26 protein-coding genes and 2 tRNA genes are annotated in these 25,232 nt (G+C 70.0%); 14 read left to right on the forward strand and 14 right to left on the reverse strand.

Going from position 1 to position 25,232, the window contains the following annotated elements:
• Positions 1-65: 65 nt before the first annotated feature.
• Complete coding sequence (locus tag DDE23_RS16650; RefSeq protein WP_107753155.1) at positions 66-917, reverse strand: SDR family oxidoreductase; 852 nt, start codon at positions 915-917, stop codon at positions 66-68.
• A gap of 104 nt (positions 918-1,021) precedes the next feature.
• Between DDE23_RS16650 and DDE23_RS16655 the strand changes: the two genes are divergently transcribed.
• Positions 1,022-1,456 (forward strand): winged helix-turn-helix transcriptional regulator, encoded by a 435-nt coding sequence (locus DDE23_RS16655; RefSeq protein WP_170121880.1) that lies wholly within the window; start codon positions 1,022-1,024, stop codon positions 1,454-1,456.
• On the opposite strand, the gene DDE23_RS16660 is transcribed toward DDE23_RS16655, so the two are convergent.
• The 4 genes from DDE23_RS16660 to rpmH all read right to left on the reverse strand — a co-directional run bounded on the left by DDE23_RS16660 (position 1,416) and on the right by rpmH (position 2,990).
• Entirely contained in the window at positions 1,416-1,808 is a 393-nt protein-coding gene (locus DDE23_RS16660) for an arsenate-mycothiol transferase ArsC (protein ID WP_107753157.1), read from the reverse strand. The genes DDE23_RS16655 and DDE23_RS16660 overlap by 41 nt on opposite strands.
• A 65-nt stretch (positions 1,809-1,873) precedes the next feature.
• Entirely contained in the window at positions 1,874-2,353 is a 480-nt protein-coding gene (locus DDE23_RS16665; protein WP_107753159.1) for a UPF0262 family protein, read from the reverse strand.
• Positions 2,354-2,425: 72 nt separating this feature from the next.
• Complete coding sequence (gene rnpA, locus DDE23_RS16670; protein WP_107753161.1) at positions 2,426-2,833, reverse strand: ribonuclease P protein component; 408 nt, start codon at positions 2,831-2,833, stop codon at positions 2,426-2,428.
• A gap of 22 nt (positions 2,834-2,855) precedes the next feature.
• Positions 2,856-2,990, reverse strand: a complete 135-nt coding sequence (gene rpmH, locus DDE23_RS16675; protein WP_107753163.1) for a 50S ribosomal protein L34 — start codon at positions 2,988-2,990, stop codon at positions 2,856-2,858.
• 168 nt (positions 2,991-3,158) lie between these two features.
• Here rpmH and DDE23_RS16680 point away from each other — a divergent pair, with 168 nt between their 5' ends.
• The 8 genes from DDE23_RS16680 (at position 3,159) to DDE23_RS16715 (ending at position 11,265) form a co-directional block, all read left to right on the forward strand.
• The gene (locus DDE23_RS16680; RefSeq protein ID WP_107753165.1) at positions 3,159-4,403 is read left to right on the forward strand and encodes an MFS transporter; all 1,245 of its coding nucleotides are present in this window, start codon (positions 3,159-3,161) and stop codon (positions 4,401-4,403) included.
• The gene (locus DDE23_RS16685) at positions 4,403-5,092 is read left to right on the forward strand and encodes a TVP38/TMEM64 family protein (RefSeq protein ID WP_107753166.1); all 690 of its coding nucleotides are present in this window, start codon (positions 4,403-4,405) and stop codon (positions 5,090-5,092) included. Before DDE23_RS16680 ends, DDE23_RS16685 begins: the two co-directional genes overlap by 1 nt.
• Positions 5,089-6,498 (forward strand): dihydrolipoyl dehydrogenase family protein, encoded by a 1,410-nt coding sequence (locus DDE23_RS16690; RefSeq protein WP_107753168.1) that lies wholly within the window; start codon positions 5,089-5,091, stop codon positions 6,496-6,498. Before DDE23_RS16685 ends, DDE23_RS16690 begins: the two co-directional genes overlap by 4 nt.
• A gap of 22 nt (positions 6,499-6,520) precedes the next feature.
• On the forward strand, positions 6,521-7,909 hold the full coding sequence (locus tag DDE23_RS16695) for a sensor histidine kinase (RefSeq protein ID WP_107753170.1): 1,389 nt from the start codon (positions 6,521-6,523) through the stop codon (positions 7,907-7,909).
• Positions 7,910-8,015: 106 nt separating this feature from the next.
• Positions 8,016-8,092, forward strand: a tRNA-Arg gene (locus tag DDE23_RS16700).
• A 163-nt stretch (positions 8,093-8,255) separates the two neighbouring features.
• Positions 8,256-9,536: an MFS transporter gene (locus DDE23_RS16705; protein WP_107753172.1), complete on the forward strand. Its 1,281-nt coding sequence runs from the start codon at positions 8,256-8,258 to the stop codon at positions 9,534-9,536.
• A gap of 44 nt (positions 9,537-9,580) precedes the next feature.
• Positions 9,581-10,468 (forward strand): serine hydrolase domain-containing protein, encoded by an 888-nt coding sequence (locus tag DDE23_RS16710; RefSeq protein ID WP_107753174.1) that lies wholly within the window; start codon positions 9,581-9,583, stop codon positions 10,466-10,468.
• A 77-nt stretch (positions 10,469-10,545) separates the two neighbouring features.
• Positions 10,546-11,265, forward strand: a complete 720-nt coding sequence (locus tag DDE23_RS16715) for an acetyltransferase domain-containing protein (protein ID WP_107753176.1) — start codon at positions 10,546-10,548, stop codon at positions 11,263-11,265.
• A gap of 14 nt (positions 11,266-11,279) precedes the next feature.
• Here the strand turns inward: DDE23_RS16715 and modC are convergent, their stop codons facing one another.
• The 4 genes from modC to DDE23_RS16735 form a co-directional block, all read right to left on the reverse strand.
• Positions 11,280-12,359, reverse strand: coding sequence for a molybdenum ABC transporter ATP-binding protein (gene modC, locus DDE23_RS16720; protein ID WP_107753178.1), 1,080 nt, complete (start codon positions 12,357-12,359; stop codon positions 11,280-11,282).
• Positions 12,356-13,048: a molybdate ABC transporter permease subunit gene (modB, locus tag DDE23_RS16725; protein ID WP_107753180.1), complete on the reverse strand. Its 693-nt coding sequence runs from the start codon at positions 13,046-13,048 to the stop codon at positions 12,356-12,358. The genes modC and modB overlap by 4 nt, the downstream gene beginning before the upstream one ends.
• A 21-nt stretch (positions 13,049-13,069) precedes the next feature.
• Positions 13,070-13,816, reverse strand: a complete 747-nt coding sequence (gene modA, locus DDE23_RS16730; protein WP_107753182.1) for a molybdate ABC transporter substrate-binding protein — start codon at positions 13,814-13,816, stop codon at positions 13,070-13,072.
• Positions 13,817-13,880: 64 nt separating this feature from the next.
• On the reverse strand, positions 13,881-14,252 hold the full coding sequence (locus tag DDE23_RS16735; RefSeq protein WP_238150026.1) for a winged helix-turn-helix domain-containing protein: 372 nt from the start codon (positions 14,250-14,252) through the stop codon (positions 13,881-13,883).
• A gap of 404 nt (positions 14,253-14,656) precedes the next feature.
• Between DDE23_RS16735 and DDE23_RS16740 the strand changes: the two genes are divergently transcribed.
• Together DDE23_RS16740 and DDE23_RS16745 are read left to right on the forward strand one after the other, a co-directional pair.
• Positions 14,657-16,009: a CmpA/NrtA family ABC transporter substrate-binding protein gene (locus DDE23_RS16740; protein WP_107753184.1), complete on the forward strand. Its 1,353-nt coding sequence runs from the start codon at positions 14,657-14,659 to the stop codon at positions 16,007-16,009.
• A gap of 448 nt (positions 16,010-16,457) precedes the next feature.
• A complete protein-coding gene (locus DDE23_RS16745) occupies positions 16,458-18,353 on the forward strand; it encodes an acyl-CoA synthetase (RefSeq protein ID WP_107753186.1) in 1,896 nt (631 codons plus the stop codon).
• A gap of 24 nt (positions 18,354-18,377) precedes the next feature.
• Here the strand turns inward: DDE23_RS16745 and mtaB are convergent, their stop codons facing one another.
• Both mtaB and dapF read right to left on the reverse strand, forming a co-directional pair.
• A complete protein-coding gene (mtaB, locus tag DDE23_RS16750) occupies positions 18,378-19,634 on the reverse strand; it encodes a tRNA (N(6)-L-threonylcarbamoyladenosine(37)-C(2))-methylthiotransferase MtaB (RefSeq protein ID WP_107753188.1) in 1,257 nt (418 codons plus the stop codon).
• Positions 19,631-20,458, reverse strand: a complete 828-nt coding sequence (dapF, locus tag DDE23_RS16755; protein WP_107753190.1) for a diaminopimelate epimerase — start codon at positions 20,456-20,458, stop codon at positions 19,631-19,633. Before dapF ends, mtaB begins: the two co-directional genes overlap by 4 nt.
• A gap of 50 nt (positions 20,459-20,508) precedes the next feature.
• Between dapF and DDE23_RS16760 the strand changes: the two genes are divergently transcribed.
• Positions 20,509-21,501 (forward strand): 2-dehydropantoate 2-reductase, encoded by a 993-nt coding sequence (locus tag DDE23_RS16760; protein ID WP_107753192.1) that lies wholly within the window; start codon positions 20,509-20,511, stop codon positions 21,499-21,501.
• 32 nt (positions 21,502-21,533) lie between these two features.
• On the opposite strand, the gene DDE23_RS16765 is transcribed toward DDE23_RS16760, so the two are convergent.
• Both DDE23_RS16765 and DDE23_RS16770 read right to left on the reverse strand, forming a co-directional pair.
• A tRNA-Cys gene (locus DDE23_RS16765) sits at positions 21,534-21,607 on the reverse strand.
• A gap of 54 nt (positions 21,608-21,661) precedes the next feature.
• A complete protein-coding gene (locus DDE23_RS16770) occupies positions 21,662-22,687 on the reverse strand; it encodes a dipeptidase (protein ID WP_107753194.1) in 1,026 nt (341 codons plus the stop codon).
• A gap of 147 nt (positions 22,688-22,834) precedes the next feature.
• Here DDE23_RS16770 and deoD point away from each other — a divergent pair, with 147 nt between their 5' ends.
• Both deoD and DDE23_RS25335 read left to right on the forward strand, forming a co-directional pair.
• Positions 22,835-23,539, forward strand: a complete 705-nt coding sequence (gene deoD, locus DDE23_RS16775) for a purine-nucleoside phosphorylase (RefSeq protein WP_107753196.1) — start codon at positions 22,835-22,837, stop codon at positions 23,537-23,539.
• 11 nt (positions 23,540-23,550) lie between these two features.
• Positions 23,551-24,390 carry an alpha/beta hydrolase family protein gene (locus DDE23_RS25335; protein ID WP_107753198.1) on the forward strand — a complete coding sequence of 280 codons (840 nt, stop codon included), beginning with the start codon at positions 23,551-23,553 and terminating at the stop codon, positions 24,388-24,390.
• Here the strand turns inward: DDE23_RS25335 and DDE23_RS16785 are convergent.
• Positions 24,387-25,220, reverse strand: a complete 834-nt coding sequence (locus DDE23_RS16785) for a LysR family transcriptional regulator (RefSeq protein ID WP_107753200.1) — start codon at positions 25,218-25,220, stop codon at positions 24,387-24,389. The genes DDE23_RS25335 and DDE23_RS16785 overlap by 4 nt on opposite strands.
• Between the last annotated feature and the right edge of the window lie 12 nt (positions 25,221-25,232).

Here is a 25,232-nt window from a genome sequence, read left to right on the forward strand (position 1 = left end):
CCGGGCGCAGATTGAAGACCGAAAAACGTCAGGGGCGGGCCGTGATGCGACCCGCCCCGAGAGTGTCAGGCCAGCGCGGCGGCGACCGCCACCGACAGCGGGGTCGTCGGGCGCCCGATCAGCCGCGACAGCGTGCGGCTGTCGTCCTGAAGCGCCCCCTCGGCCGAGCGCGCGTCGCTGTCGGCGAGGATCTGGGCGAAACCCTCGGGCAGGCCGAAGCTTTTCAGCAGATCGGCATAGGCGGCCTGCGGCATCGGCGCATAGGGCACCTCTTTGCCCGCCTGGCGCGAGACCTCGGCGGCGAAGTCGGTCATGGTGAAGGACTCGTCGCCAGCCAGTTCATAGACAGTGCCGGTATGCCCGTCCTCGCTGGCCACCACGGCGATCGCCTCGGCGAAATCGGCGCGGGTGGCGGGCGAGACCTTGCCCGAGGCATTGACGCCGACGATGGCGCCCGCCGCCAGCGACCCTGCCAGGTTGCCGGTGTAATTCTCGGTGTACCAGCCGTTCCTGAGCACCGTCGTCGGCAGGCCCGAGGCGGCGAGCGCGATCTCGGTCGCCTTGTGGTCCTCGGCCAGGATCATCGGCGAGTCGGTGCCTTTCAGGATCGAGGTATAGATCACCCGCCCGACCCCCGCGGCCTTGGCGGCGGCGATGACGTTGCGGTGCTGGCCGGCGCGGTCGTTGAAATCGCTGGAGGAGATCAGGACCAGCACATCGACGCCCTTGAGCGGCGCCTCCAGCGTGGCGGGGGCGGCATAGTCGAAGGCGCGCGCCTCGACCCCCAGATCGGCGGCCTTGGCGGGATCGCGCACCAGCGCAACCAGATGGGCGCCGGGCGCGCGACGTTTCAGGGCGGCAACGGCCAGACGGCCGAGGTGGCCGGTGGCGCCGGTGATGGCGATGGTCTGGGTCATGGGGTGGTCCTTTCAGGGCATTCCGGGTTGGTGATGTCCCATCTAGACCTTTACTTACGAAATGTAAGTACCTACATAAATGTTAGTATACCGAGGAGCCGAACATGGAGATTTTCGACCCGACGGCCGACCGCGCCAAGGAAATGCTCGATGCCTATGCCCGGGCCGATGTGATGGCGGCCGACTGCCCGTCGCGTCCCGTCTTGCAACACCTGACCAGCCGCTGGGGCGTGCTGGTGATGGCGGCGCTGGCGACCGGCACGCATCGTTTCTCGGAATTGCGGCGCCGCATCGGCGGGGTCAGCGAGCGGATGCTGGCCCAGACCCTGCAACAGCTGGAGGGCGACGGCTTCGTCCTGCGGCGCGATTATGGCGAGGTGCCGCCCCGGGTCGATTACTCGCTGACGCCGCTGGGCGAGGGCGCGGCGGTGCATCTGGTGGCGCTGGCCAGCTGGATCGAGGCCAATTTCCCCGCCATCGCCGAGGCGCAGGCCGCTCTCAGCGCTCCGGCGGACCGAAGCGTTCCTGCATCCGCTTGAGGATCTGGTCGCGGGTCTGGCGGTAAGCCTGCAGCTTGGTCTCGCGGGTTTCGCCCAGGCCGGTCGGGTCCATGATCGGCCAGTATTCGACATCGGTATGGGCGTAGCGGGTGAGTTCCAGCGCCGCGCGCTGACTGGCGGGCGAGAGGGCGACGATCAGGTCGAAGCCGGACAGGTCGTCCCCCCAATCCATCATTTCCTCGAAACTGCGCGAGCGGTGGCGCGACAGTTCCACCCCCTTCTCGGCGCTGACGGCGATGGCGAAACCGTCGATGTCGAGGTCGTTGTGTACCCCGGCCGACTGCACATAGGCGCGCTGGCCATAGAGCTGTTTCATGAAGCCTTCGGCCATCGGCGACCGGACTGCGTTATGATCGCAGCAGAACAGGACGGAACTGGGAAAGCCTGAACCCAAGATCACGCCCCGCGGTTCAGGACGCTGATGAGGGTGAACAGGCGCCGCGCCGTATCGAGGTCGATCTCGGCCTTGCCCTCAAGCCGCTCCTGCAGGACCCGCGCCCCCTCGTTGTGGATGCCGCGGCGGGCCATGTCGATGGCTTCGATCTGGCTGGGCGGCAGGCGCTTCACCGCGTCGAAATAGGAGGCGCAGATCTGGTCGTAATCCTTCACCACCTGCCGGAACGGACCCAGCGCCAGATGCAGCTCGCCCACCCTTGCGCCGTCTTCCTGCGCGATCTCCACCACCAGCCGCCGCTCGCGGATCGCCAGACCCAGCCGGTAGGGGCCGGGGGGCACCGGGCGGTCGTCGCGGTCGGGCAGCAGGAAGGAATTATCCTCGAGCAGGTCGAAGACTGCCACCTTGCGCTCCTGCTCCATCTCGGGCGTGGGGGCGGGAAGGCCGGAATCGTCGATGTCGATGTGGCAGATGCGGCTCATGCGTCGGTCTTTCAGGAGTGACCCGTCGGTCATGCCCCAGCACCGCCCCCGGATCAAGGCATCCTTGGCGTCTCAGCCGTGGACCCGCTCCATCGCCCGCCTGAGATCGGCCTGCAGATCCGCAAAGTCACGGCCGATGGTCGCCTCGGGCTTGCCGACCAGCACATAATCCCAGCCGGGGCGGCCCATTTCGGGCAGGATCTCACGCGCGAGCGCCCGCAGCCGCCGCTTGGCGCGGTTGCGGGCCACCGCGTTGCCGACCTTCTTGGAACAGGTGAAGCCCACGCGGATGCCCTGCGCGGCCTCGGTCGCGGCACGCTCGCGCGCCTGCAACAGGAAACCCGCCACGGGAGCGCGGCGGGCGCGGGCAGCGAGCAGGAACTCGGCCCGTTTCTTCAGGACGATCAGGCATGAGGAAACCGCCGGGGCCGCCTGCATCCCCGTGTCGGGGCTGCCTTGGGGCGCGTCCGGCGGCGTCATATCCGTGCCGAAGCGGAAGGCCTCAGGCCGACAGCTTCTTGCGGCCGCGGGCGCGGCGCGCGTTCAGGATCTTCTGGCCGCTTTTGGTCGCCATGCGCGAGCGGAAGCCGTGGCGCTTCTTGCGAACCAGGTTCGACGGCTGGTAGGTGCGTTTCATCGCAACGGTCCTTCTGTCATGCCCGAATCCGGGAAAGGGATTCGAGGGCGTCATGTTCCGAGGGCCGGGCAATAGCCGGGCCAGCCGCGCAAGTCAACAAAGCCGCAGCGGGTTTTCGCAGAAAAAGGCGCGCTTGACACGCCCCCGGCGGCACCGCCCCATGGGGCCATGACCCTGATCGCTCGAAACCGGCCATTCCGGCTGCTTCTGTCCTCGGCCGCGCTGGCCAATCTCGGCGACGGGATCGGCGCGCTGGCCTTTCCCTGGCTGGCGACGCTCATCACCCGCGAGCCGCTGCTGATCGCGCTGGTGGCCTTTGCCACGCGGCTGCCGTGGTTCCTGCTGGCGATCCCGGCGGGCGTGCTGACCGACCGCCACGACCGGCGGCAATTGATGCTCAGGGCCGACGCCTTCCGCGCGCTGCTGGCGGTGGGGGCCGTGGCGCTGGCCATCGGGCTGAAGGACGGCACGGCGCCGGGGGGCGAGCTGGCGGCGATTCTCTCGCTGTCGGCCCTGGCCTTCCTCCTGGGCTGCGCCGAGGTGGTGCGCGACAACGCCGCGCAGACCGTGCTGCCGTCCATCGTCGCCCCCGCCGATCTGGAACGCGCCAATGGCCAGATCTGGAGCGTCGAGAATATCGCGGGCTCCTTCATCGGCCCGCCGCTGGCGGGCCTGCTGATCGCGCTGGCCCTGCCCGTGCCCTTCGGCGCCGAAGCCATCGGCTTTGCCCTCGCCGCCTGGTTCGTCTGGGCCATCGCCCTGCCGCCCCGCGCCCGGCCCGCCCGCCGCCACCCGCTGACCGAGGCGGCCGAGGCCTGGCGCTGGATGCGGGCCCATCCGGTGGTGCTGCGGCTGGCGATCATGCTGGGGATCCTCAACGCCTTCACCCTGATGGCGCTGACCGTGCTGGTTCTGGTGTCGCAGGACCGGCTGGGCCTCGGCCCCGCCGCTTACGGCATCCTGCTGACGGTCGAGGCTGCGGGGGCCGTCACCGGCGGCCTCTTGGGTCCGGCGCTGGTGGCGCGGCTCGGGCCGGACCGCAGCGTGCGGCTGGCGCTGGCCCTCTTCCCCCTGCCCTGGCTGGTGATCGCCGTCAGCGATCAGCCCGCCATGGTCGGGATCGCGCTGTTCGTCGGCATGGGGGCGGGGGTGGTCTGGAACCTGGTGACGGTGAGCTATCGCCAGCGGCTCATTCCCGATGCGCTGCTGGGCCGGGTGAACAGCCTCTACCGCTTCTTCGGCTGGGGGATGATGCCGGTGGGCGCGCTGGCGGGCGGCTGGGTCGTTTCGCTGGCCGAAGAGCCCTTCGGCCGCGACATGGCCCTGCGCCTGCCCTATGTCGCCGCCGCGCTCGGCACCGCGGCGCTGGCGCTCTATGGCTGGCGGCGGCTGCGGCTGAGCGTGCTCGGCTGATGCGGCGCTGGTTGCCCCTGCTTCTGGTCCTGACCGGCGCGATCCTCGGCGCCGTCTTCCTGCGTGACCAGCTGAGTTTCGAGGCGCTCGCCCGCCACCGCGAGGCCCTGCTGGCTTACCGCGACGCCCATCCGCTGCTGACGCCCGCCCTCTTCGTTGCCGCCTATGCGCTGATCGTCGCCTTCTCGATCCCCGGGGCGATCTGGGCGACGCTGACCGGCGGGTTCCTGTTCGGCCTCTTCCCCGGCGTCCTTTACAACGTGACGGGCGCCACGCTGGGCGCGCTCGCGCTCTTCCTCGCCGTCCGCGCCGGGCTGGGCGAGAGCCTGCGCGCCCGGATCGACGCCTCGGACGGGGCGGTGCGGCGGCTCAGCGAGGGGATCCGCGCCAATGAGGTGCCGGTCCTGCTGTCCATGCGCCTGATCCCGGCCGTGCCCTTCTTCGTCGCCAATCTGATCCCCGCCTTCCTGGGCGTCCGCGCCGCCCGCTTCACCTGGACCACGTTCCTGGGCATCATCCCCGGCGCGCTGGTCTACACCTGGGTCGGCGCCGGGCTGGGCGAGGTCTTTGCCCGCGGCGAAAGGCCCGACCTGACTGTCATCTTCCAGCCCTATATCCTGGGCCCGATCCTGGGGCTGGCGGCGCTGTCGCTGCTGCCCCTTCTGATACGCCGGAGGAGTGGCGCATGATCGAGACGGATATCTGCGTGATCGGCGCGGGCTCGGGCGGGCTGTCGGTGGCAGCGGGCGCGGCGCAGATGGGCGCGCGCACCGTGCTGATCGAAGGCCACGAGATGGGCGGCGATTGCCTGAACTACGGCTGCGTGCCCTCGAAGGCGCTGCTGGCCGCCGCCAAGGCCGCCGCCGCGCATCGCCGCCCCTTCCCGGGCGTCGCCGCCGACCAGCCCGAGGTGGATTTCTCCGCCGCCAAGGACCACGTGGCGCGGGTCATCGCCGCCATTGCCCCCCACGATTCGCAGGAGCGGTTCGAGGGGTTCGGCGTGCAGGTGATCCGCGACTGGGCACGGTTCACCGGACCGAACGAGGTCGAGGCCGGGGGCCAGCGCATCCGCGCCCGCCGCTTCGTCATCGCCACCGGCTCGCGCCCGCTGATTCCGCCGATCCCGGGCCTCGCCGAGACGCCCTACCTGACCAACGAGACGATCTTCGCCCAGAAGAAGCCGCCCGGGCATCTGCTTATCATCGGCGGCGGCCCCATCGGGCTGGAGATGGCGCAGGCCCACCGCCGCCTCGGCGCCATGGTCACGGTGATCGAGGGCGCGCGGGCGCTGGGGCATGAAGACCCCGAAGCGGCGGCGCTGGTCATCGCCCGGCTGAAATCCGAGGGGGTCGAGATCCTGGAGGGCGTCACGGTCCGCCGCGTCGGCGGCCGCGCGGGCGCCATCGAGATCGAGGTCGCGGGCGGCACGATCCTGGTCGGCACGCATCTGCTGGTCGCCACCGGGCGCGCCCCGGCGCTGGAGCGGTTAAACCTCGACGCGGCCGGGATCCGCCACGACGCGCGGGGCATCGCCACCGACGAGGGGCTGCGCAGCTCGAACCGGCGGGTCTATGCCATCGGCGACGCCGCCGGGCGCGGGCAGTTCACCCATCTGGCGGGCTATCATGCCGGGCTCGTCGTGCGCTCCGCCGTCCTGGGCCTCAGGGCGAAGGTGCGGACCGACCATATCCCCCGCGTGACCTATACCGCCCCCGAACTGGCCCAGGTCGGCCTGACCGAGGCCGAGGCGCGCGGTCAATACGGCGCCCGGCTGACCGTGCTGCGCCACGATTTCGCCGCCGCCGACCGCGCCCAGGCCGAGGCCGAGACGCTGGGCTTCCTCAAGGTCATGAGCGTTGGCGCCCGTCCGGTCGGCGCCACGATCTGCGGCACCGGGGCCGGGGAACAGATCGCCCTCTGGTCGCTCATTCTGGCCAATCGGATGAAACTGAACGCCCTTGCCGCGACGGTTCTGCCCTATCCGACCATGGCGGAACTTTCCAAACGCGCCGCTGGCACCTATTTTAGCCCCAAGCTGTTTGATAATGCCTTGATCAAGCGGGTTGTTCGGGCTGTCCAGCGTTGGGTGCCCTGACCGCCCGGTACGCGGGATACTGATGTTCTTTCGTTCGCTCTCGGGCCGATTCCTGCTGTTGACCCTGCTCTTCGTCCTTCTGGCCGAGGTGCTGATCTTCGTGCCCTACGTCGCCCGGTTCCGCGAAGACTATCTGCTGACGCGCGTCGAACGGGCGCAGATCGCCTCGCTGGCGCTGCTGGCCTCGGACGGGCAGATCTCGGACAAGCTGGCCGAGGAATTGCTGGCCACCGCCGGGGTCTACAACGTCGTCCTGAGGCGCGACGCGGTGCGCGAACTGGTGCTGTCCTCGCCGGTGCCGGGGCCGGTGCGGGCGACCTATGACCTGCGCGAAAGCTCGATCTGGCTGTTGATGCGCGACGGGCTGGCGGCGATGTTCACGCCCGAGAATACCGTGATCCGGCTGATCGGCGACCCGGTGCAGGAGGCGGGGCTGCTGATCGAGGTCACCATGAACGCCGATCCCCTGCGCGAGACGCTCAGGGATTACGCGCTGCGGATCCTGTTCCTGTCGCTGGTCATCACGCTGGCCACCGCGGCGCTGCTGTTCCTCTCGGTGCAGACGCTGATCGTGACGCCGATCCAGCGGGTCATCGCCTCGATGGCGACCTATGCCAAGGCGCCCGAGGATGCGCGCTCGATCATCGAGCCCGATTCGCGGGTGACCGAACTGCGCGCGGCCGAAGAGGCCCTGCAGCATCTGCAGGAGGATCTGACCGCGGCGCTGAGGCAGAAGGAACGGCTGGCGCAGCTGGGCGGCGCCGTGGCCCGGATCAGCCACGATCTGCGCAACATCCTGTCCACCGCCTCGCTGCTGGCCGACCGGATCGAGGGCTCGACCGACCCGGCCGTGGTGCGGTCGGCGCCGAAACTGCTGAACGCGCTCTCGCGCGCCATCAGCCTGTGCGAGAGCACGCTGGCCTTCGGCAAGGCCGAGGAACCGCCGCCGCGGCTCACGCAATTCGCGCTGCGGCCGATGGTCGAGGATCTGGTCGACGGCGAAAAGATGGCGGCGGGCGAGGCCAGTTGCGCCGTCGAATTCCTGATCGACGTGCCGGCCACGATGATGCTGCGCGCCGATCCTGAGCAGCTGTTCCGCGTCATCACCAATCTGGTGCGCAATGCCCGCCAGGCGATCGAGGCGACCGGCCAGCAGGGCTCGATCGAGGTGACGGCCCGCGACAAGGAGGACGGCACGGCGATTCGGGTCATCGACACCGGGCCGGGCCTGCCGCAGCGCGCGAAAGACAATCTTTTCGCGGCCTTCCAGGGCGGCGCGCGCAAGGGCGGCACCGGGCTGGGGCTGGTCATCGCCGCCGAGCTGATCCGCGGCCATGGCGGCAAGCTGGAGCTGGTGCGCAGCGATGAGGAAGGCACCGAGTTCCGCATCTGGCTGCCGCACGGGGCCTGACAGGCACCTGCGCCGGGCCCGCGGAAAGTCTTTTGCCGCCCGATCAGAAAAGCGCCGAAACCCTCTTGCGCTGCCCGACAGCGGGCGATACATGACGCCCCACAGCGGACCCGTAGCTCAGCTGGATAGAGCACCAGACTACGAATCTGGGGGTCGGGCGTTCGAATCGCTCCGGGTCCGCCATTTCCCCCCATCACCGACGAAGCGCACTCCCCTTTGGGGGGAAAGCGATGGCTTTTGCCTGCGCGGCTCCCTCCGGGCGGACGGCCCCGTCCCGAAACATCGTGCTTGACCTCAAGTATGCTTGAGGAATTAGCCTGCGGGAAAACGGGGGGCCGGACTCACGATGCGCGACAACAGCTTGCCACCCAAGGCCCGACCAGGCGGCGCCCTGGTCCTGCGCTTCATCGGTGCCAGCGGGCTGGCCAATCTCGGCGACGGGATTGCCACCATCGCCTGGGCCTGGGTCGCCTCGCTCATCACCCGCGACCCGCTGCTTGTCGCCGTGGTGGCGGTGGCGCTGCGCCTGCCCTGGGCCCTGCTGGCCCTGCCCGCGGGCATCGTCACCGACCGGGTCGACCGCCGCCGCCTGATCCTCGCCATGGATCTGGTACGGGCGCTGGCCTTCGGCGCGGCCGCCGTCGCGCTTTGGCTCGCCCTGCCGCTTGATCCGCCGTCCGAGAGCGGGGTCTCGTCGATCCCGGTCTTCATCACGCTGCTTCTGGCCGCGCTGGTGGTCGGCGGGGCCGAGGTGTTTCGCGACAACGCCGCCCAGACCATGCTGCCCGCGCTGGTGCCCCATGACCGGCTCGAGGCCGCCAACGGGCGGCTCTGGAGCCTGGAGCTGACCGGCAATGCGCTGGTCGGCCCGCCGCTGGGCGCCTTCCTGATCGCGCTGTTCCTGCCGCTGGCCTTCGCCGCCAACGCGCTTTTCTACGCGCTCGCCGGGCTGATCGTGGCCAGCATCGCCGGACAATTCCGCCCCCGGGGGGCGCAACGCCGGGACTGGCGCGGCGAACTGGCCGAGGGCTTTGCCTTCCTGCAGGGCGCGCCCCTCCTGCGGCTCCTCGCCTGGCTGACCGGCTTTTGGAACCTGTTCTTCCAGATGGTGATGATCGCGCTGGTCCTGCATGTGCAGGAGAATCTGGGCCTCACCTCGACCGGCTACGGGCTGGTGCTGGCGGCGGGGGCGGTCGGCGGCATCCTGGGCGGCCTTTGCGGCGAGCGGATCGTGCGGCGGATCGGCAAGGGTGCGGCGGCGCAATGGACGCTGCTGGCCTCGGTCCCCGCCTTCGCCGCCATCGCCCTGGCGCCCAACCTCATGACGCTGGCGCTGGTCCTCGCGCTTTTCGAATTCTGCGGGCTGGTCTGGAACACGGTCTCGGTCTCGACCCGCCAGCGGATGATCCCCGACGCGCTGCTGGGCCGGGTCAACAGCCTCTACCGCCTGCTGGCCTGGGGGATGATGCCGCTGGGCCTGCTGCTGTCGGGACTGGTGGTGCGGGCGGCCGAGCTGGTCCTCGACCGCGAGCAGGCGCTGACCGCGCCCTTCTGGGTGGCCTCGGCGGGCGTGATGATCGTGACGCTGGCCGGATGGCGCGGGCTGGGCCGGGGCCTGCGCGGGTGAGCGATCCGTCTGGCGGGCGCGCGGGATTGTTGTAGGCTCGCCCGATGACGCCCGACGCGCCCCTTTTCCTGCACCGCATCCCCGGGCCAGAGCCCGCGCCCGATGCCCCGCTCGTGCCCTATTGGAGCGTCACCAAGACGGTGATCGCCCTCTGCGCCCTGCGGCTGGCCGAGGCGCAACGGCTCGATCTGGATGCGCCGCTGGCGGATATCGGCGCCACCCTGCGCCAGCTGCTGGACCATACCGCGGGCCTGCCGGATTACGTCACCCTGCCCGCCTATCGCGATTCCGTCGCCCGCGATGACGAGCCCTGGCCGGCGGACGATCTGCTGCGGGCAGCGCTGGCGCAGGGGCGGCTTTTCGCGCCGGGCGAGGGCTGGGCCTATTCCAACGTCGGCTATCTGCTGGCCCGACGCGTGATCGAGGAGGCGGCGGGCCTGCCGCTGGACGCGGTGGTGCAGGAGCAGATCTGCGCGCCCCTCGGTCTGCGCAGCCTCCGGCTGGCGACGGGGCGGCGGGATTTCCGCGACCTGCCCTTCCCGGGTACGCAGCGCTATCACCCGGGCTGGGTCTATCACGGCTGCCTGATCGGCAGCGCTGAGGATGCCGCGAGGCTGATGCACGCGCTGTTCACGGGCAAGATCCTGAAGCCCGAGTCACGGACCCAGATGATAGCCGCCCGCCCGCTGGGCGGCGCGCTGCCGGGCCGGCCGTGGACGGAATGCGGCTATGGGCTGGGGCTGATGTGCGGCCGGTTCGGAGCGGCCGGGCGGGTTCTGGGCCACAGCGGCGGCGGACCGTTCAGCTTGGCGGCGGTCTATCATTTCCCCGAGCTTCCGGCGCCGGTGACGGTGGCAGCCTTCACCGGCGGCGGCGGCGAGGGCCGCGCGGAATTCGCGGCGCAGGAGGCCGCGCTTAAGCCGCGGCCCTGAGACCCCGCCCCCGGCCCGGGGTTGACTTCGCCGCGCGCTCCGCGCCTTCTCGGTGTCCGTTCCGGCCGAGGCTTTGCATGACCGATCCGACCCGCCCCTCCCGCCTGCCGCTGATCGACATCGCCCGCGGCGTGGCGCTGATCGGCATGGCGGTGTTCCATTTCACCTTCGATCTGGAATTCTTCGGCCTGATCGAGCCGGGGACCATCGTTTCGCTGCCCTGGCGGACCTTCGCCCGGCTGGTGGCCGGCAGTTTCGTCTTTCTGGCGGGGGTCAGCCTGGTGCTGGCGGCACGGGGCGGGATGCGCTGGCCGGCCTTCTGGCGCGATACCGGCAAGGTGGCGGCGGCGGCGGTGCTGGTCAGCGTGGTGACCTATTTCGCTTTGGGCGAGGCCTGGGTCTTTTTCGGCATCCTGCATGTCATCGCCGTCAGCCGGGTGCTGGGCCTGCCGGCGCTGCGCCTGCCGGTCCGGGCGCTGGCGGTGCTGGGGGCGCTGGTCTGGGCGCTGCCCTATCTGGTGCAATTCCCGGCCTTCGACAGCCGCTGGCTGGCCTGGATCGGCTTTGCCGAGCTGCAGCCGGTCAGCATGGATCTGGAGCCGATCTTCCCCTGGTTCGGGCCCTTCCTGCTGGGCATGGCCTTTGCGAAACTGGCGCTGGTCGGGCGGCGGCCGGGTGGTGACGGCGGACCGCTGGGCCGGGCGCTGGCCTGGGCCGGGCGGCATTCGCTGGTGATCTATCTATTGCATCAGCCGGTGCTGATGGGCGGGCTGTTCGTGGCTACGCAACTCTTCTGAGGGACGGCCCCAGCCTAGCGCCCGCCGACATCCTCGGGCGCGACGGCCACCGATTTGATGACGGCATGGCAGGCGACCCCCGGCCCCAGCCCCAGCGCCTCGGCCGAGCGGCGGGTGACCCGGGCCAGAAGCCGCCCCGCCCCGGTATCGACCGAGACGATGGCGCCCGGCCCCTCGCCGCCCCGGACCTCGTGCACCACGCCCGGCAGGATGTTCAGCGCCGACAGGCCGTCGGGCCGGCCCCGCGACAGGATCACGTCATGCGCGGCGATGCGGACCCGCAGGCGGCTGCCCGGGGCCTGCCCGACCTGCGGCAGGAAAAGGGGATGCCCCCCGGCCTGCAACTCGCTCAACCCGTCCGCGTGGTGGCGCACCACCACCGCCTCAAGGATCGCGCCCGCCGCCCGGGCGCCGACCGGCGTCACCGCGGGATCGGCCAGAACCTCGGCCGCCGGGCCCTGCCGCACCACGCGCCCCTTCTCCAGCACCACGACCGTGGTGGCAAGCCGCGCCACCTCGGCGGCGGAATGGCTGACATAGAGGATCGGCACCTCGGCCCTGAGCCGCTCGAAATAGGGCAGGATTTCGGCCTTGCGCGCCTCGTCCAGCGCCGCCAGCGGCTCATCCGCCAGGATCAGCCCCGGCGAGGCCAGCAGCGCCCGGCCGATGGCCACGCGCTGCTTTTCCCCCCCCGACAAATCCCCCGGCCGCCGCTCCAGCAGCGGGCCGATCCCCAGCATCTCGGCCACCCGGCCCAGATCCTCGCGCCGCGCGCCCTTCGGCGCGAACCAGCGGCCATAGAGCAGGTTCTGGCGGACGGAGAGGTGCGGAAAGAGCCGCCCCTCCTGAAACACATAGCCCAGCCGGCGGCGATGGGTCGGCAGGAAGACCCCCGCCGCGCTGTCGAACAGCACCTGATCGCCCACCGCGATCCGCCCCGCCTGCGGCCGCAGCAGCCCGGCCACGGCGTTGACCAGCGTGGTCTTGCCGCTGCCCGAGCGCCCGAAAAGGACCGTGATCCCCGGCGGCGCCTCGAAGGCGGCGTCCAGCAGGAAATCCCCCTGCCGATGGCTCACGCGGACCGAAACGCTCATGCCCCGCCCACCCGTTTCTGCACCCGCCGCGCCAGCAGTTCCGAGGCCAGCAGCGCCCCCATGGCCAGCACGACCGAGACCGCCACCAGCCGCAGGGCCGGTCCCTCGCCCCCCGGCACCTGCAGGAAGGTGTAGATGGCCGAGGCCAGGGTCTGCGTCTGGCCGGGGATGTTGGAGACGAAGGTGATCGTGGCCCCGAACTCGCCCAGCGCCTTGGCGAAGGCCAGCACCGCCCCCGCCAGCACCCCGGGCAGGATCAGCGGCAGCGTCACCGTCAAGAAGACCCAGACCCGCGAGGCGCCGAGGGTTGAGGCGGCCTCTTCCAGCTTCGGATCGACCGCCTCGAACGAGAGGCGGATCGCCCGCACCATCAGCGGGAACCCCATCACCGCCGCCGCCAGTGCCGCCCCGGTCCAGCGGAAGGCAAAGACGATGCCAAGGGGCTGCAACAGCCCCCCCACCGGCCCCCGCACGCCGAAGGTGATAAGCAGCAGATAGCCCGTGACCACCGGCGGCAGGATCAGCGGCAGATGCACCAGCCCGTTGACCAGCGCCTTGCCGGGAAAGGCCCGCCGCGCCAGCAGATGCGCCACGGCGATGCCGAAGGGCAGAGAGACCAGCGTGGCCCAGAAGGCGACTTTCAGCGACAGGATGATCGCCTGCCATTCCGCGGGGCCGAGCCAGTCCATGCCGTCAGGGTCCGATCGTTCTTACGGGGTGGTGAAACCATGCCGCGCGAAGATCGCCTGCGCCTCGTCACTTTGCAACCAGTCGAGGAAGGCGGCGGCGGTCGGCGCCTCGGCCGCAGCGGCGGTCACCGCCGCGGGATACAGGATCGGCGCATGGCTTTCGGCCGGGAAGGTATAGACCACGCTCGCCCCCTCCTCGGCCGCGGCGTCGGTGGCATAGACGATGCCATAGGGCGCCTCGCCCGTGGCCACCAACGCCAGCGCCGCGCGCACGTTGTCGGCCTGCGCCACCTGCGGCTCGACCGCCGCCCATTGGCCGAGGAAGCCGAGCGCCGCCTTGCCATAGACGCCCGCCGGCACCGCATCGACCAGCGCCATGGCCAGCCGCCCCTCGCCCAGCAGCGCGGCGATGTCGGGCGTACCCTCCACAGGCGCGGCCGCACCATGCGCGACCAGCACCAGACTGTTGCCCAGCAGGTCGACCCGCGTCGCGCCGTCGATCAGATCCTCACCCGCCAGTGTCTCCATCCAGTCGGTCGAGGCCGAGATGAACAGATCCGCCGGCGCCCCCGCCTGGATCTGCCGGGCCAGCGCCGAGGATCCGGCGAAGACCAGCACCGCGCGGTCGCCAGTCGCGCCCTCGTAGACCTGCGCCGCCTCGCCCAGCGCGTCCGACAGGCTGGCCGCCGCGAAGACGTTGAAATCGGTGGCAACGGCGGGCGTGGCCAGAACGGCGCCCAGAATCAGGACGGAGAGGTGGCGAATCATCGGGGTTCCCTCAAGCAATATGTTCGGCGAAACATATCGCAAGCAGGGCCCGCCGCCGCAAGCGTTATTTCCCGCCAGGCATATCGCGTAGAAAACCGGCCAGTGCCGCGATCTCGGCCCCGGCGGCCTCGGCGGCGATCTCCTCGATCCGGCGATACCCCACCAGCACCGCCTCGCCCATCGCCGTCAGCTGCGCCCCGCCGCCGCTGGCCCCGCCCCGCGCCGACTGGACCAGAGGCTCGCGGAAGGCCGCGTTCATCTCCTCGACCAGCGACCAGGCGCGCTTGTAGCTCATGCCCATGGCCCGCCCGGCGGCCGAGATCGAGCCGGTTTCGCGGATCTGCTGCAGAAGATCGGCCTTGCCCGGGCCCAGCATGGCATCGGTGCCGAAGAGCAGACGCAGGCGCAAACGGGTGGGGAGGGGATCTGCAGGCATACCCCTGCATGCCAGCCGCGCCGGTTCCTGGCAAGCACCGGGCCACGGCAGACCGGCGCGGGGGCGAATCGCGGGGGAGCCCGGACATTCTTTGCCGGGGGCTGCTTTCTTGATCGCCCTTTCTGCGATTGCCCGAAAATCGCGCATCCGCCCCGCCCCTCGCTGCATTGCAGCGATCAGGATGCAGTTGCGGCAAGCCCGGGATTGCCGCCGCCGCCCCGAGGCGCGACACTGGGCTTGTGGAGGTGAGAACACCTTCGAACGAACCTCTTCCCGCCGTTTGGGAAACCTTGCACAGCCGCTGACAGGTCAGCTCCTCCCGCAGGACCCGTCAGCGGCTGTTTTTCCTTTCTCCACCGTTTCGCGCGAGTCTCTCCTGGCCCGATGCCCGGAAAGGACCCGCCATGCCCCGCCGATTCGCCGCCCTCCTCGCCCTGGTGCTGAGCGCTCCGGCCGCTGCCCAGGAACCCGAACTGGCCGAGCTGACCTTCGGCTTCATCAAACTCACCGACATGGCCCCGCTCGCCATCGCGCTGGAACGCGGCTATTTCGCCGAGGAAGGACTGGAGGTCACGCTCGAGGCGCAAGCGAATTGGCGCGTGCTGGGCGACGGCGTGCTCTCGGGCACGCTGCAGGGCGCGCAGATGCTGGCCGGCCAGCCGCTCGCCGCGGCGCTCGGCTATGACAGCGATGCGCCGATCGTCACGCCCTTTTCCATGGACCTCAACGGCAATGGCATCACCGTCTCGACCGAGGTCTGGGAACGGATGCGCCCGCATGTCCCCTCCCTGCCCGATGGCCGGCCGCAACACCCGATCAGCGCCCGGGCGCTGGCCCCGGTGGTGCAGGCATTCCGCGCCCAGGGCCGCCGCTTCGAGATGGGCATGGTCTATCCCTTCTCGACCCATAATTACGAACTGCGCTACTGGCTGGCGGCGGGCGGGCTGCACCCGGGCCTCTATGCGCCCGAGGATCCCAGCGGGCAGATCGGCGCCGATGTGTTCCTCTCGGTCACCCCGCCGCCGCAGATGCCCGCGACAATGGCCGCAGGCGCGATCCACGGCTATTGCGTCGGCGAGCCCTGGAACCAGGCGGCGGTGCAACGCGGCATCGGCGTCGCGGTCATCACCGATTACGAGATCTGGCCGAACAATCCCGAAAAGGTCTTCGCCCTGCGCGCCGATTTCGTCGAAGCCTATCCCAACACCACCCGCGCCATCGTCCGCGCCCTGATCCGCGCCGCCATGTGGCTGGACGCCGACGACAACGCCAACCGCACCGAAGCGGCCGAGATCCTCAGCCGCCCGGCCTATGTCGGCGCCGATGCCGCGATCATATCCGCCTCGATGACCGGGACCTTCGAATACGAGCCGGGCGATGTGCGCGCAGTGCCCGATTTCAACGTCTTCTTCCGGTACAACGCGACCTATCCCTATTACTCGGACGCCATCTGGTACCTGACCCAGATGCGTCGCTGGGGCCAGATCGCCGAAGAGCGCGACGACACCTGGTACCACGAGGTCGCCGCGCGCGTGTACCGGCCCGACATCTACCTCGACGCCGCACAAAGCCTGATCGACGAGGGGCTCGCCGCGGCCACGGACTTCCCCTTCGGCAGCGACGGCTACCGCGACCCGGTCACCCTGCTGGACGGCATCCCCTACGACGGCCGCACCCCCAACGCCTATATCGACAGCCTGCCGCTGGGCCTGACCGGCACCGAGCGCCTGAGCAACGGCGAGGTGGTGCCGGAGTGACCGGACGTCCGGCCTCCGGGAATGCACTGGCGGAGATGCACCAGGCAGAGAGGTGTTTCGCCCTCGTTGCCCGCTGTCGCGGGCGCCTCGGGCGACCAGCGGCGCCGCGTTCCGCGGCGCCGAAGAAGGGGGGCCGTCTGCCCCCCTCTTGGCCTGCGGCCAATTCACCCCCCGAGGATATTTGAAGAACGAAGATGTGAGTTAAGAAGGCGCTAATCCGCCATCTTCGTTCCTTAAATATCCTCGGGGGTCCGGGGGCAGAAGGCCCCCGGGGCTGCCACAATCGCTGCCCTCTCCGCGGCGGGAGGCGCGCGGGGTGGGCGGGTGGGAGCGTGCCTCCCGCCGCGGGGCGCGACGCGACGACACCCCTCTGCCCCCGATTGCATAGAAACCGCAAAGGCGTCACACTCCTCGACAAATCGCGCCGAAACGCGCAGGGAGGACACCAATGACCCGTCAATTCGCCAACGCCGCGGACCGCGACGCCATCGAAGCTGAACAGCCCTGGGAGGCGCGTGACGTCCCGGCGACCGTCTACGACCAGCTGACCCGCACCGCCCGCGCCCATGGCACGCGCAAGGCGATCAGCTTCCAGATGTTCTCGGAAGACGGCGCCAAGGCCGAGACCCTGACCTGGAACGAGTTCCACGCCCAGGTGACGCGCGCCGCCAACCTGTTCCGCAGTCTCGGCGTCAAGGAGGGCGAGACCATCGCCTATATCCTGCCGACGGTGAACGAGACCGCGGTCACGCTGCTGGGCGCGATGACTGCGGGGATCGTCAACCCGATCAACCCGCTGCTCGAGGCCGAGAAGATCGCGGGCATCCTGCGCGAGACCAATGCCAAGATCGTTGTCACCCTGCGCGCCTTTCCCAAATCCGACGTGGCCCAGAAAGTGGCCGAGGCCCTGCGCCACGCGCCCAACGTCAAGACCGTGCTGGAGGTCGATCTGCTGCATTACCTCAGCGGGGTGAAGAAGCTGATCGTGCCGCTGGTGCGGCCGAAGAACCCGGTGCATCACAACGCCCGGGTCCTCAGCTTCTACCGCGAGATGCAGAAGCAGCCCGCCGACCGGCTGACCTTTCCGCAGGCCACCGGCGATGCGGTCTGCGCCTATTTCCACACCGGCGGCACGACGGGTCTGCCCAAGGTGGCGCAGCACCGCCATTCGGGCGTGATCTACAACGGCTGGCTGGGCGCGAGTCTGTTGATGTCGGAAGAGGACGTCGTGCTCTGCCCGCTGCCGCTTTTCCACGTCTTCGCCGCCTATCCGATCCTGATGTCGGTGGTGACGGCCGGCGCCCATATGGTCATGCCGACCCCGGCCGGTTATCGCGGCGACGGCGTTTTCGACAATTTCTGGAAGCTGGTCGAGCGCTGGCAGGTGACCTTCATCATCACCGTGCCGACCGCGCTTTCGGCGCTGATGCAGCGGCCGGTCAATGCCAATATTTCCACCTTGAAGAGCGGTTTTTCCGGCTCGGCCCCGCTGCCGATAGAACTTTATCGCCGTTTCGAGGAAGCGACCGGCGTCGCCATCGTCGAGGGATACGGCCTGACCGAGGCCACCTGCCTCGTGTCCTGCAACCCGGTCGACGGGCAGAAGAAGGTGGGTTCGGTCGGGATCCCCTTCCCCTACACGAACTGCCGCATCCTGCATCACGGCGCCGATGGCACCGTCTCCAAGGAATGCGCGACGGATGAGGTGGGGGAGATCTGCATCTCGAACCCCGGCGTCATCCCCGGTTCGACCTATACCGAGACGGCCAAGAACAACGGCCTCTACGCCGACGGGAAATGGTTGCGGACCGGCGATCTGGGGCGGATCGATGCGGACGGCTATCTGTGGATCACCGGCCGGGCCAAGGACCTCATCATCCGCGGCGGGCACAACATCGACCCGGCGATGATCGAGGAGGCGCTGCTCAGCCATCCGGCGGTCGGCTTCGCCGGGGCCATCGGCCAGCCCGATGCCAAGGCGGGCGAACTGCCCTGCGCCTATGTCGAGCTGGTGGCGGGCAAGACCGTCACCCCGCGCGAACTGGCCGAGCATGCCGCGAACCGCATCCCCGAGCGCGCCGCCGTGCCGAAACATGTGGAGATCCTGGCCGAGCTGCCGAAGACCGCGGTCGGCAAGGTGTTCAAGCCCGACCTGCGCCGCATGGCCATCACCCGGGTCTTCGACGAGACGCTGGCCGAGGCCAAGCTCGACGCCTCGGTCGCCGAGGTGATCGAGGACAAGAAGCGCGGGCTGGTGGCCAAGATCCGCACCGGTGAGGGCGTCGATCAGGCGAAGCTGACCGAAGTGCTGGGCGAATTCGCCGTGCAGTGGGACAAGATCTGAGCCAGGCCTGACGCTGGCCGCCCCTCAGGCGGCGGTCAGCTGTGCCCCGTCATGCCCGGAAATCCGGGCGGGAACGATGGCGCCCACGGTCTGGTCCTGCGGGAAATTCACCTCGGTGAATTGCTCGGTCCGGCCCATGCGGGGGTTTTCCATCAGCACCTGATGCTGGCGGCCGATCTGCGCCGCCAGATGCGCCACCGCCAGTTCCTCGCCCAGGGACCGCAGCCTTGCGGCGCGTTCCTTGATCAGGGGTTTCGCCACCTGCGGCATGCGGGCGGCGGGGGTGCCCTTGCGGGGGGAATAGGGGAAGACATGCAGCCAGGTCAGGCCGCATTCCTTCACCATGGCCAGCGTGTTGGCGAACATCTCCTCGGTCTCGGTCGGGAAACCGGCGATGATGTCGGCGCCGTAGATCAGGTCGGGGCGCGCCCTGCGCATGTCCTCGCAGAAGCGGATCGCGTCGTCCCTCAGGTGCCGGCGCTTCATCCGTTTCAGGATCATGTCGTCGCCCGCCTGAAGGCTCAGATGCAGGTGGGGCATCAGCCGGGGTTCGGCGGCAATCGCCTCGATCAACGCCGGATCAGCCTCGACCGAATCGATGGAGGAGATGCGCAGCCGCGGCAGGTCCGGCACCAGCTTGAGGATCCGGCGCACCAGATCGCCCAGCTTCGGCTCGGCCGGCAGGTCGGCACCCCACGAGGTCAGATCAACCCCGGTCAGCACCACCTCGTTATACCCGGCGCCGACCAGCCGCTTGATCTGCTCGACCACCACACCGGCGGGGACGGAGCGGGAATTGCCGCGCCCGTAAGGGATGATGCAGAAGGTGCAGCGGTGGTCGCAGCCGTTCTGGACCTGCACATAGGCCCGCGCGCGGGTGCCGAAACCGTCGATCAGATGACCCGCGGTTTCCTTCACCGACAGGATGTCGTCGACCTGCACCCGCTCGGTCTCGCCGATCAGATCCGGGGCGAGGCCCTTCCAGGTCTCGGCCTGCATCTTCTCGTGATTGCCGATGACGCGGGTGACTTCGGGCATCTCGGCGAAGGTCTCGGGCTCGGTCTGGGCGGCGCAGCCGGTGACGATGATCGTGGCGCCCGGGTTTTCACGGGCGATGCGGCGGATCTCCTGCCGGGCCTTGCGCACGGCTTCCGCCGTCACGGCGCAGGTGTTGACCACATGCGCATTCGCCACCCCGGCCTGCTGCGCCAGATCCTTCATCGCCTCCGTCTCATAGGCGTTGAGGCGGCAGCCGAGCGTGGTGAAAACGGGCGCGCTCACAGCGTGGCCAGGAAATCGGCGGTGATTGTGGCGGTGAAGACCTCGGCCACCGGGCCGGTCAGCCAGACGCCGTTGTCCTGCCAATCGACCTCGAGCCGCCCGCCGTCCAGATCCAGCACCACCTGCCGCCCGGTCAGCCCCCTGAGCGCCGCGGCCACCGCCGCCGCGCAGGCGCCCGAGCCGCAGGCCAGCGTCACGCCCGCGCCGCGTTCCCAGACCCGCATGCGCAGGTGATCCTTGCCCAGCAGGCTGATGAATTCGACATTGGTGCGTTCGGGGAACAGCGGGTCATGTTCGACCGCGCGCCCCTGCTCCTCCAGCGCCACGCCCTCGGCGTCATGGGTCAGGAAGACGCAATGCGGGTTGCCCATGCCGACGCCCACGGGATCGCCCGGCAGCGGCAGATGCAGCGTGTCCTGCGGCCCCGACAGCGGGATCTCCCGCCAGTCGGTCAGCGGTGCGCCCATGTTGACCCAGACCCGGCCGTTGCGCAGCACCGCTTCCAGAAGCCCGCGCTCGGTACGGAGGGTCAGCCGGTCGCGCCCGGTCTCGCGCATCACCAGCCAGGCGACGCAGCGCGTGGCATTGCCGCAGGCGCCGGCGGTCGTGCCGTCCGCGTTCCAGAAGTCCAGCGCGAAATCGGCCTCGGGATCGTCGTGCAGCTCGGCCAGCTGGTCGAAGCCGACGCCCCGGTGCCGGTCGCCCAGCCCCTTGGCCAGCGCCGGTGTCGTCACCCGGGACCGGCCGCGCGAATCGATGACCACGAAGTCGTTTCCGGCTCCGTGCATCTTGCGGAAGGTGAGGGGTTCGGCCGAGGGTGTCATGCGCGGGCATATAGGCGAAAACCTCTGCCCCTTCCAGTGGGAGCACGGGAATGCGGATCGCGATCTACGGGGCGGGGCTGATCGGGGCCTATGTCGGCGGGCGACTGGCGGCGGCGGGGGGCGATGTGGTGCTGATCGGCCGGGCCCGGAGCCGCGCGGCGCTGGCGGGCGGGCTCACGCTGACCGATTACACGGGCGCGCGGATCACCACCCTCCCCCTGCCCTTTGCCGAGGGGTCGGAGGGCGCGGCGGGCGCGGGTCTGGTGCTCATCTGCGTGAAGTCGCGGGCCAGCGCCGCGGTCGCCCGCGAGCTTGGCCCGCATCTGGCCCCGGGCGCGCTGGTGGTCAGCCTGCAGAACGGCATTGGCAATGCCGCCGTGCTGGCCGAGGGGCTGGGCCGCCCGGTCCTGCCCGGCATGGTCGGCTTCAACGTCGCCGACCAGGGGCCGGGGCATTTCCATCAGGGCTCGCAGGGCGGGTTGCATATGGGTGTGGATCCGCGCCTGCCGCTGGATCTGTTCGCCCGGGCCGGGCTGCCCCTGACCCTGCATGCGGACATGGCGCCGGTCCTCTGGTCCAAGCTCTTGATGAACCTCAACAATGCGGTCAATGCGCTGTCCGGTCTGCCGCTGCGTGAGGAGCTGGCGACCCGCGATTTCCGCCGCTGCCTGGCTCTGGCGCAGGAGGAATTGCTGGCGCTCTGCGCCGAGGCCGGGCAGCCGCTCGCCCGCCTGACGCCCCTGCCTGCGGCCTTCCTGCCGAAGGTGCTGCGCCTGCCCGATCCCCTGTTCCGCCTGATCGCCGGCAACATGCTGAAGATCGACCCGCTGGCGCGGTCCTCGATGGCCGACGACCTCGCGTCAGCTCGCCCGCCGGAACTGGACGCCCTCAACGGCGAGGTGGCAAGGCTGGCCGCACGCCTGAACCGAACGGCCCCGGTCAACGCCCGCCTGAGCCGACTGGTGGAAGACGCCACAACCACGCCCGACCGCTGGTCAGGCGAGGCCCTGCTGGCCGACTTGCAGCGGGCGCGTGGCGGGTAAGGCACGGATCGGACAGGAAAAGAGGGAGAGCCTGGAGGCGGGTACCGGAATCGAACCGGTCTTCACGGATTTGCAATCCGCTGCGTAACCTCTCCGCCAACCCGCCGTTGCCCGAGGCCCCCCTGCTTTAGCCGCTTCGCCCCATGGGTGCAAGAGGGCGTCAGGCGCCCCAGACACGGCGCAGGAAGGCCAGCCAGTTGCCGTGGCAGAGCTTCTCGATCAGCGCGGCGCCGAAGCCCGCGCGCTCCATCGCGGCGATCAGGGCGGGCAGGTCGGCGCAGCTGGCCATCCCCTCGGGCAAGGGGGCGCCGTCGAAATCCGAGCCGAGGCCCACGTGATCCTCGCCCGCCCCCTCGATCATCGCCTCCAGCTGGCGCAGGCAATCGTCGAGCCGGGCGCGGCCGGTCTTCCAGCCCTCGGGCGACAGGAACACGGTGGCGTAGTTGAGCCCCGCCATGCCGCCCGTCGCGCCGATCGCGCGCAGCTGCGGCGCGGTCAGGTTGCGGGTCGCGGGGCAGAGATCCCAGGCGTTGGAATGGGTGGCGACCAGCGGCAGGCCCATGTCGCCGATCTCCCAGAAGCCCTTCATCGTCAGGTGGCTGGTGTCGACCACGATCCCAAGCTCGGCGCAGCGGGCGATCAGGCGGCGGCCGTCCGCGGTCAGGCCCGGGCCGGTGTCGCCGTCGCGGTCATAGCCGAAGGGCACGCCCTCGCCCCAGATCGTCGGCCGCGACCAGACGGGGCCCAGCGAGCGCAACCCCATCCCGTGCAGCGCGTCCAGCACCAGCAGTTCCGGGTCGATGCATTCGGCACCTTCCAGATGCAGGACCGCGGCGATGTCGCCCGTTGCCATCGCCGCCTCGATCCCGGCCACATCGGTGCAGAGCCGGATCAGCCCCGCCGCCTGCAGGCGGCGGGCGATCCCGACCTCGGCCATCACCGATTGCAGCGCGGCGTTCTGCTCCATGGGGTTCGACAGCGGCATGGTGCCGCCCCGGAAGCCCCGGAAATCGAAGGCCCGGCGCGCCTGCGGCGAATAGAGCGCGAAAAGCCCGCCCGCGAAGCCCCCTGCCCTCGCGGCGGGGGCCGAGATATGCCCCTCGTCCCGCGCGAATCGCTGCACCGGGTCGCCGCCCGCGCACCACAGGCGGCTGAGCACATCGTTATGTCCGTCGAAAACCTGCATGGTGCCTCCTTGGTCGGCCCGAGCCTAGGGGCTGGGGCGGGAAAGGAAAAGCGCCTCCTGTCAGGGCGGGCGCGCGACGCGACGGGACGCTTTTGCCGGCCCGGCGTTGCTGCTAGCGTCGGCGTTCATCAAGGACAGGAGTTGCCCATGACCGTGCATATCGGCGCCAAAGCCGGAGACATCGCCCCGACCGTTCTGCTGCCGGGCGATCCCTATCGCGCGCGCTGGGCGGCCGAGACGTTCCTGGAGAACCCGCGGCTGGTGAACGAGGTGCGCGGCATGCTGGGCTATACCGGCACCTGGCAGGGCCATCCGGTGACGATCCATGGCTCGGGCATGGGGATGCCGTCGATCTCGATCTACGCCAACGAGCTGATCCGCGACTATGGCGCGCAGACGCTGATCCGCGTGGGTTCGGCCGGGGCGATGCAGGAGCGGGTCAAGATCCGCGACGTGGTGCTGGCGCAGACGGCGACCACGCTGTCGACCCCCTCGCGCGGGATCTTCCGCGAGATCAACTTCGCCCCCTCGGCCGATTTCGGCCTGTTGGCGGCGGCGCATCGGGTGGCGACGGCCAAGGGCATCGCCACGCATGTCGGCAATATCTATTCCTCGGACGTGTTCTATGACGAACGCCCCGACCTCAACGAGATCATGGCGCGCCACGGCGTGCTCTGCGTCGAGATGGAAGCGGCCGAGCTTTACAACCTCTGCGCCCGGCACGGGGTGCGGGGGCTGGCGGTGCTGACCATCTCGGACCATCTGATCACGCATGAGGCGCTGCCCGCCTCGGACCGGCAAAGCTCGTTCGGCGAGATGATCGAGATCGCGCTCGGCGCGGCCTTTTCCTGAGACAGGGCGCGGTGAGCCCGGCCGCGATCCGTGAGGAACCTTTCGCCCCGGGCCCGCCCGGGGCCTTGTTGCGCGGGCTTCTGGCCCTGCCGCCCGAGCCCGCGCTGGTGGTCACGATCAACGGCGCGACCGGGGTGCCCGCGCGCTTCTACCAGCCCTTCGCCCGCTGGCTGGCGGCGGAACGCAACGCCGCCGTCCTGACCTGGGATTACCGGGACTTCGGCGGCTCGGGTGCGCCCTACCGCTCGACCGCCTGCATGACGGATTGGGTGCTGCACGACCCGGTGACAATGCGCGAGGCGCTCAGGGCGCGGTTTCCGGGCCTGCCGCTCTGGCTGATCGGTCATTCGCTGGGCGGCATCGCGGCGGGGTTTCAGGACGACATCGGCGATCTGGCCCGGGTCATCACCGTCGCCGCCGGGCATGGCCATATCAGCGACCACCCGCCCGCGATGCGCATCCGGGCCTCGCTGCTGTGGTATCTGCTGGGGCCGGTGAGCACCGCCGCGCTGGGCTATCTGCCCGCGCGCTGGCTGGGGCTGGGGCTGGACCTGCCGAAGGGCGTCTTCTGGCAATGGCGGCGCTGGCTGCTGGACCGGGGCGGGCCGCCCGCCGACCCGTCGCTGGGCGGCCTCAGGCGGCCCGGGATCACCGGCCCGCTGACCATGATCGCGTTGTCAGATGACACGATGCTGCCGCCCGCCTCGGTCGAGCGGATGCGGGCCTGGCACCCGGGGGCCGAGATCGACTATCGGCTGATCCGGCCGGGCGACGCGGGCCTTGCCGCCATCGGCCATATCCAGGCCTTCCACAGCCGCAACGCGGTGCTCTGGCCGCGGCTGATCGCCTAGCCCAGCGCCGCCAGCACCTGCGCGGGGGCCGAGTCCGGCGCCAGATCCCTGAGCGGCCACAGCATCAGCGACAGACCACTGGGCGCGGCGATGCCATAGGGATCGCTGAGCCGCCCCTGTGCCAGCGCCGCCTCGGCCAGGGGGCGGGCGATGACTAGCAGCCCGGCGCCATTCGCCGCCTCCTCCAGCGCCAGCGCCGCCGAGCCATGCACCGGCCCGCGCGGGCGGAAGGCGGGAATGCCCGCCGCCTCGGCCCAGAGCGTCCAGTCACCCGCGGGTCCGGCCAGTCTGAGGGTCAGGACCGGGTCCAACCTGGCGAGCGGGGGCGCGGCGTCGGGGGCGGAAACGGCGATCAGCGGCGCCTCTGGTCCCGCGCCCGGCAGCAGGAAAAGACCCAGATCGGCCAGCCCTCGCGCCGCCTCGGGAGTCTCGACCGGGACCGGCACCACCTGAAAGCCCGCGCGGCGCAGCCGGGGCAGGCGGGGCGAGAGCCAGAGCTGCGCCAGATCGGCGGTCGTCGCGATCCGCACCAGACCCGGCGCGGCCTCGCCTTCCAGCCGCTGCACGGCCGCATCCAGCTGGCGGAAGGCGCGGGTGAAATCGGGCAGCACCCGGGCGCCGAGATCGGTCAGCGCGACGCCCCGCGGATGACGCTCGAACAAAGCGGCGCCCAGCGATTGTTCCAGGGTTTTCAGATGGGCGGTGACAGCGGCAGGGGTGACCCCCAGCTCGCGGGCGGCAGGAGTAAAACCGCCCAGCCTCCCGGCGGCTTCGAAGGCGCGCAACGCTGTGAGCGGCGGCAGTTTCGGGCGCGGGGGCTGGGCGGCCATTTGCTTGATATT

The organism is Pararhodobacter aggregans, assembly GCF_003075525.1.
GTDB classification, from domain to species: domain Bacteria; phylum Pseudomonadota; class Alphaproteobacteria; order Rhodobacterales; family Rhodobacteraceae; genus Pararhodobacter; species Pararhodobacter aggregans.

Bases quoted from the DNA above. Each gene is read 5' to 3' on its own strand.
- DDE23_RS16650 (WP_107753155.1), bottom strand. From the start codon at position 917: ATGACCCAGACCATCGCCATCACCGGCGCCACCGGCCACCTCGGCCGT.
- DDE23_RS16655 (WP_170121880.1), top strand. From the start codon at position 1,022: ATGGAGATTTTCGACCCGACGGCCGACCGCGCCAAGGAAATGCTCGAT.
- DDE23_RS16660 (WP_107753157.1), bottom strand. From the start codon at position 1,808: ATGGCCGAAGGCTTCATGAAACAGCTCTATGGCCAGCGCGCCTATGTG.
- DDE23_RS16665 (WP_107753159.1), bottom strand. From the start codon at position 2,353: ATGAGCCGCATCTGCCACATCGACATCGACGATTCCGGCCTTCCCGCC.
- rnpA (WP_107753161.1), bottom strand. From the start codon at position 2,833: ATGACGCCGCCGGACGCGCCCCAAGGCAGCCCCGACACGGGGATGCAG.
- rpmH (WP_107753163.1), bottom strand. From the start codon at position 2,990: ATGAAACGCACCTACCAGCCGTCGAACCTGGTTCGCAAGAAGCGCCAC.
- DDE23_RS16680 (WP_107753165.1), top strand. From the start codon at position 3,159: ATGACCCTGATCGCTCGAAACCGGCCATTCCGGCTGCTTCTGTCCTCG.
- DDE23_RS16685 (WP_107753166.1), top strand. From the start codon at position 4,403: ATGCGGCGCTGGTTGCCCCTGCTTCTGGTCCTGACCGGCGCGATCCTC.
- DDE23_RS16690 (WP_107753168.1), top strand. From the start codon at position 5,089: ATGATCGAGACGGATATCTGCGTGATCGGCGCGGGCTCGGGCGGGCTG.
- DDE23_RS16695 (WP_107753170.1), top strand. From the start codon at position 6,521: ATGTTCTTTCGTTCGCTCTCGGGCCGATTCCTGCTGTTGACCCTGCTC.
- DDE23_RS16705 (WP_107753172.1), top strand. From the start codon at position 8,256: ATGCGCGACAACAGCTTGCCACCCAAGGCCCGACCAGGCGGCGCCCTG.
- DDE23_RS16710 (WP_107753174.1), top strand. From the start codon at position 9,581: ATGACGCCCGACGCGCCCCTTTTCCTGCACCGCATCCCCGGGCCAGAG.
- DDE23_RS16715 (WP_107753176.1), top strand. From the start codon at position 10,546: ATGACCGATCCGACCCGCCCCTCCCGCCTGCCGCTGATCGACATCGCC.
- modC (WP_107753178.1), bottom strand. From the start codon at position 12,359: ATGAGCGTTTCGGTCCGCGTGAGCCATCGGCAGGGGGATTTCCTGCTG.
- modB (WP_107753180.1), bottom strand. From the start codon at position 13,048: ATGGACTGGCTCGGCCCCGCGGAATGGCAGGCGATCATCCTGTCGCTG.
- modA (WP_107753182.1), bottom strand. From the start codon at position 13,816: ATGATTCGCCACCTCTCCGTCCTGATTCTGGGCGCCGTTCTGGCCACG.
- DDE23_RS16735 (WP_238150026.1), bottom strand. From the start codon at position 14,252: ATGCCTGCAGATCCCCTCCCCACCCGTTTGCGCCTGCGTCTGCTCTTC.
- DDE23_RS16740 (WP_107753184.1), top strand. From the start codon at position 14,657: ATGCCCCGCCGATTCGCCGCCCTCCTCGCCCTGGTGCTGAGCGCTCCG.
- DDE23_RS16745 (WP_107753186.1), top strand. From the start codon at position 16,458: ATGACCCGTCAATTCGCCAACGCCGCGGACCGCGACGCCATCGAAGCT.
- dapF (WP_107753190.1), bottom strand. From the start codon at position 20,458: ATGACACCCTCGGCCGAACCCCTCACCTTCCGCAAGATGCACGGAGCC.
- DDE23_RS16760 (WP_107753192.1), top strand. From the start codon at position 20,509: ATGCGGATCGCGATCTACGGGGCGGGGCTGATCGGGGCCTATGTCGGC.
- DDE23_RS16770 (WP_107753194.1), bottom strand. From the start codon at position 22,687: ATGCAGGTTTTCGACGGACATAACGATGTGCTCAGCCGCCTGTGGTGC.
- deoD (WP_107753196.1), top strand. From the start codon at position 22,835: ATGACCGTGCATATCGGCGCCAAAGCCGGAGACATCGCCCCGACCGTT.
- DDE23_RS16785 (WP_107753200.1), bottom strand. From the start codon at position 25,220: ATGGCCGCCCAGCCCCCGCGCCCGAAACTGCCGCCGCTCACAGCGTTG.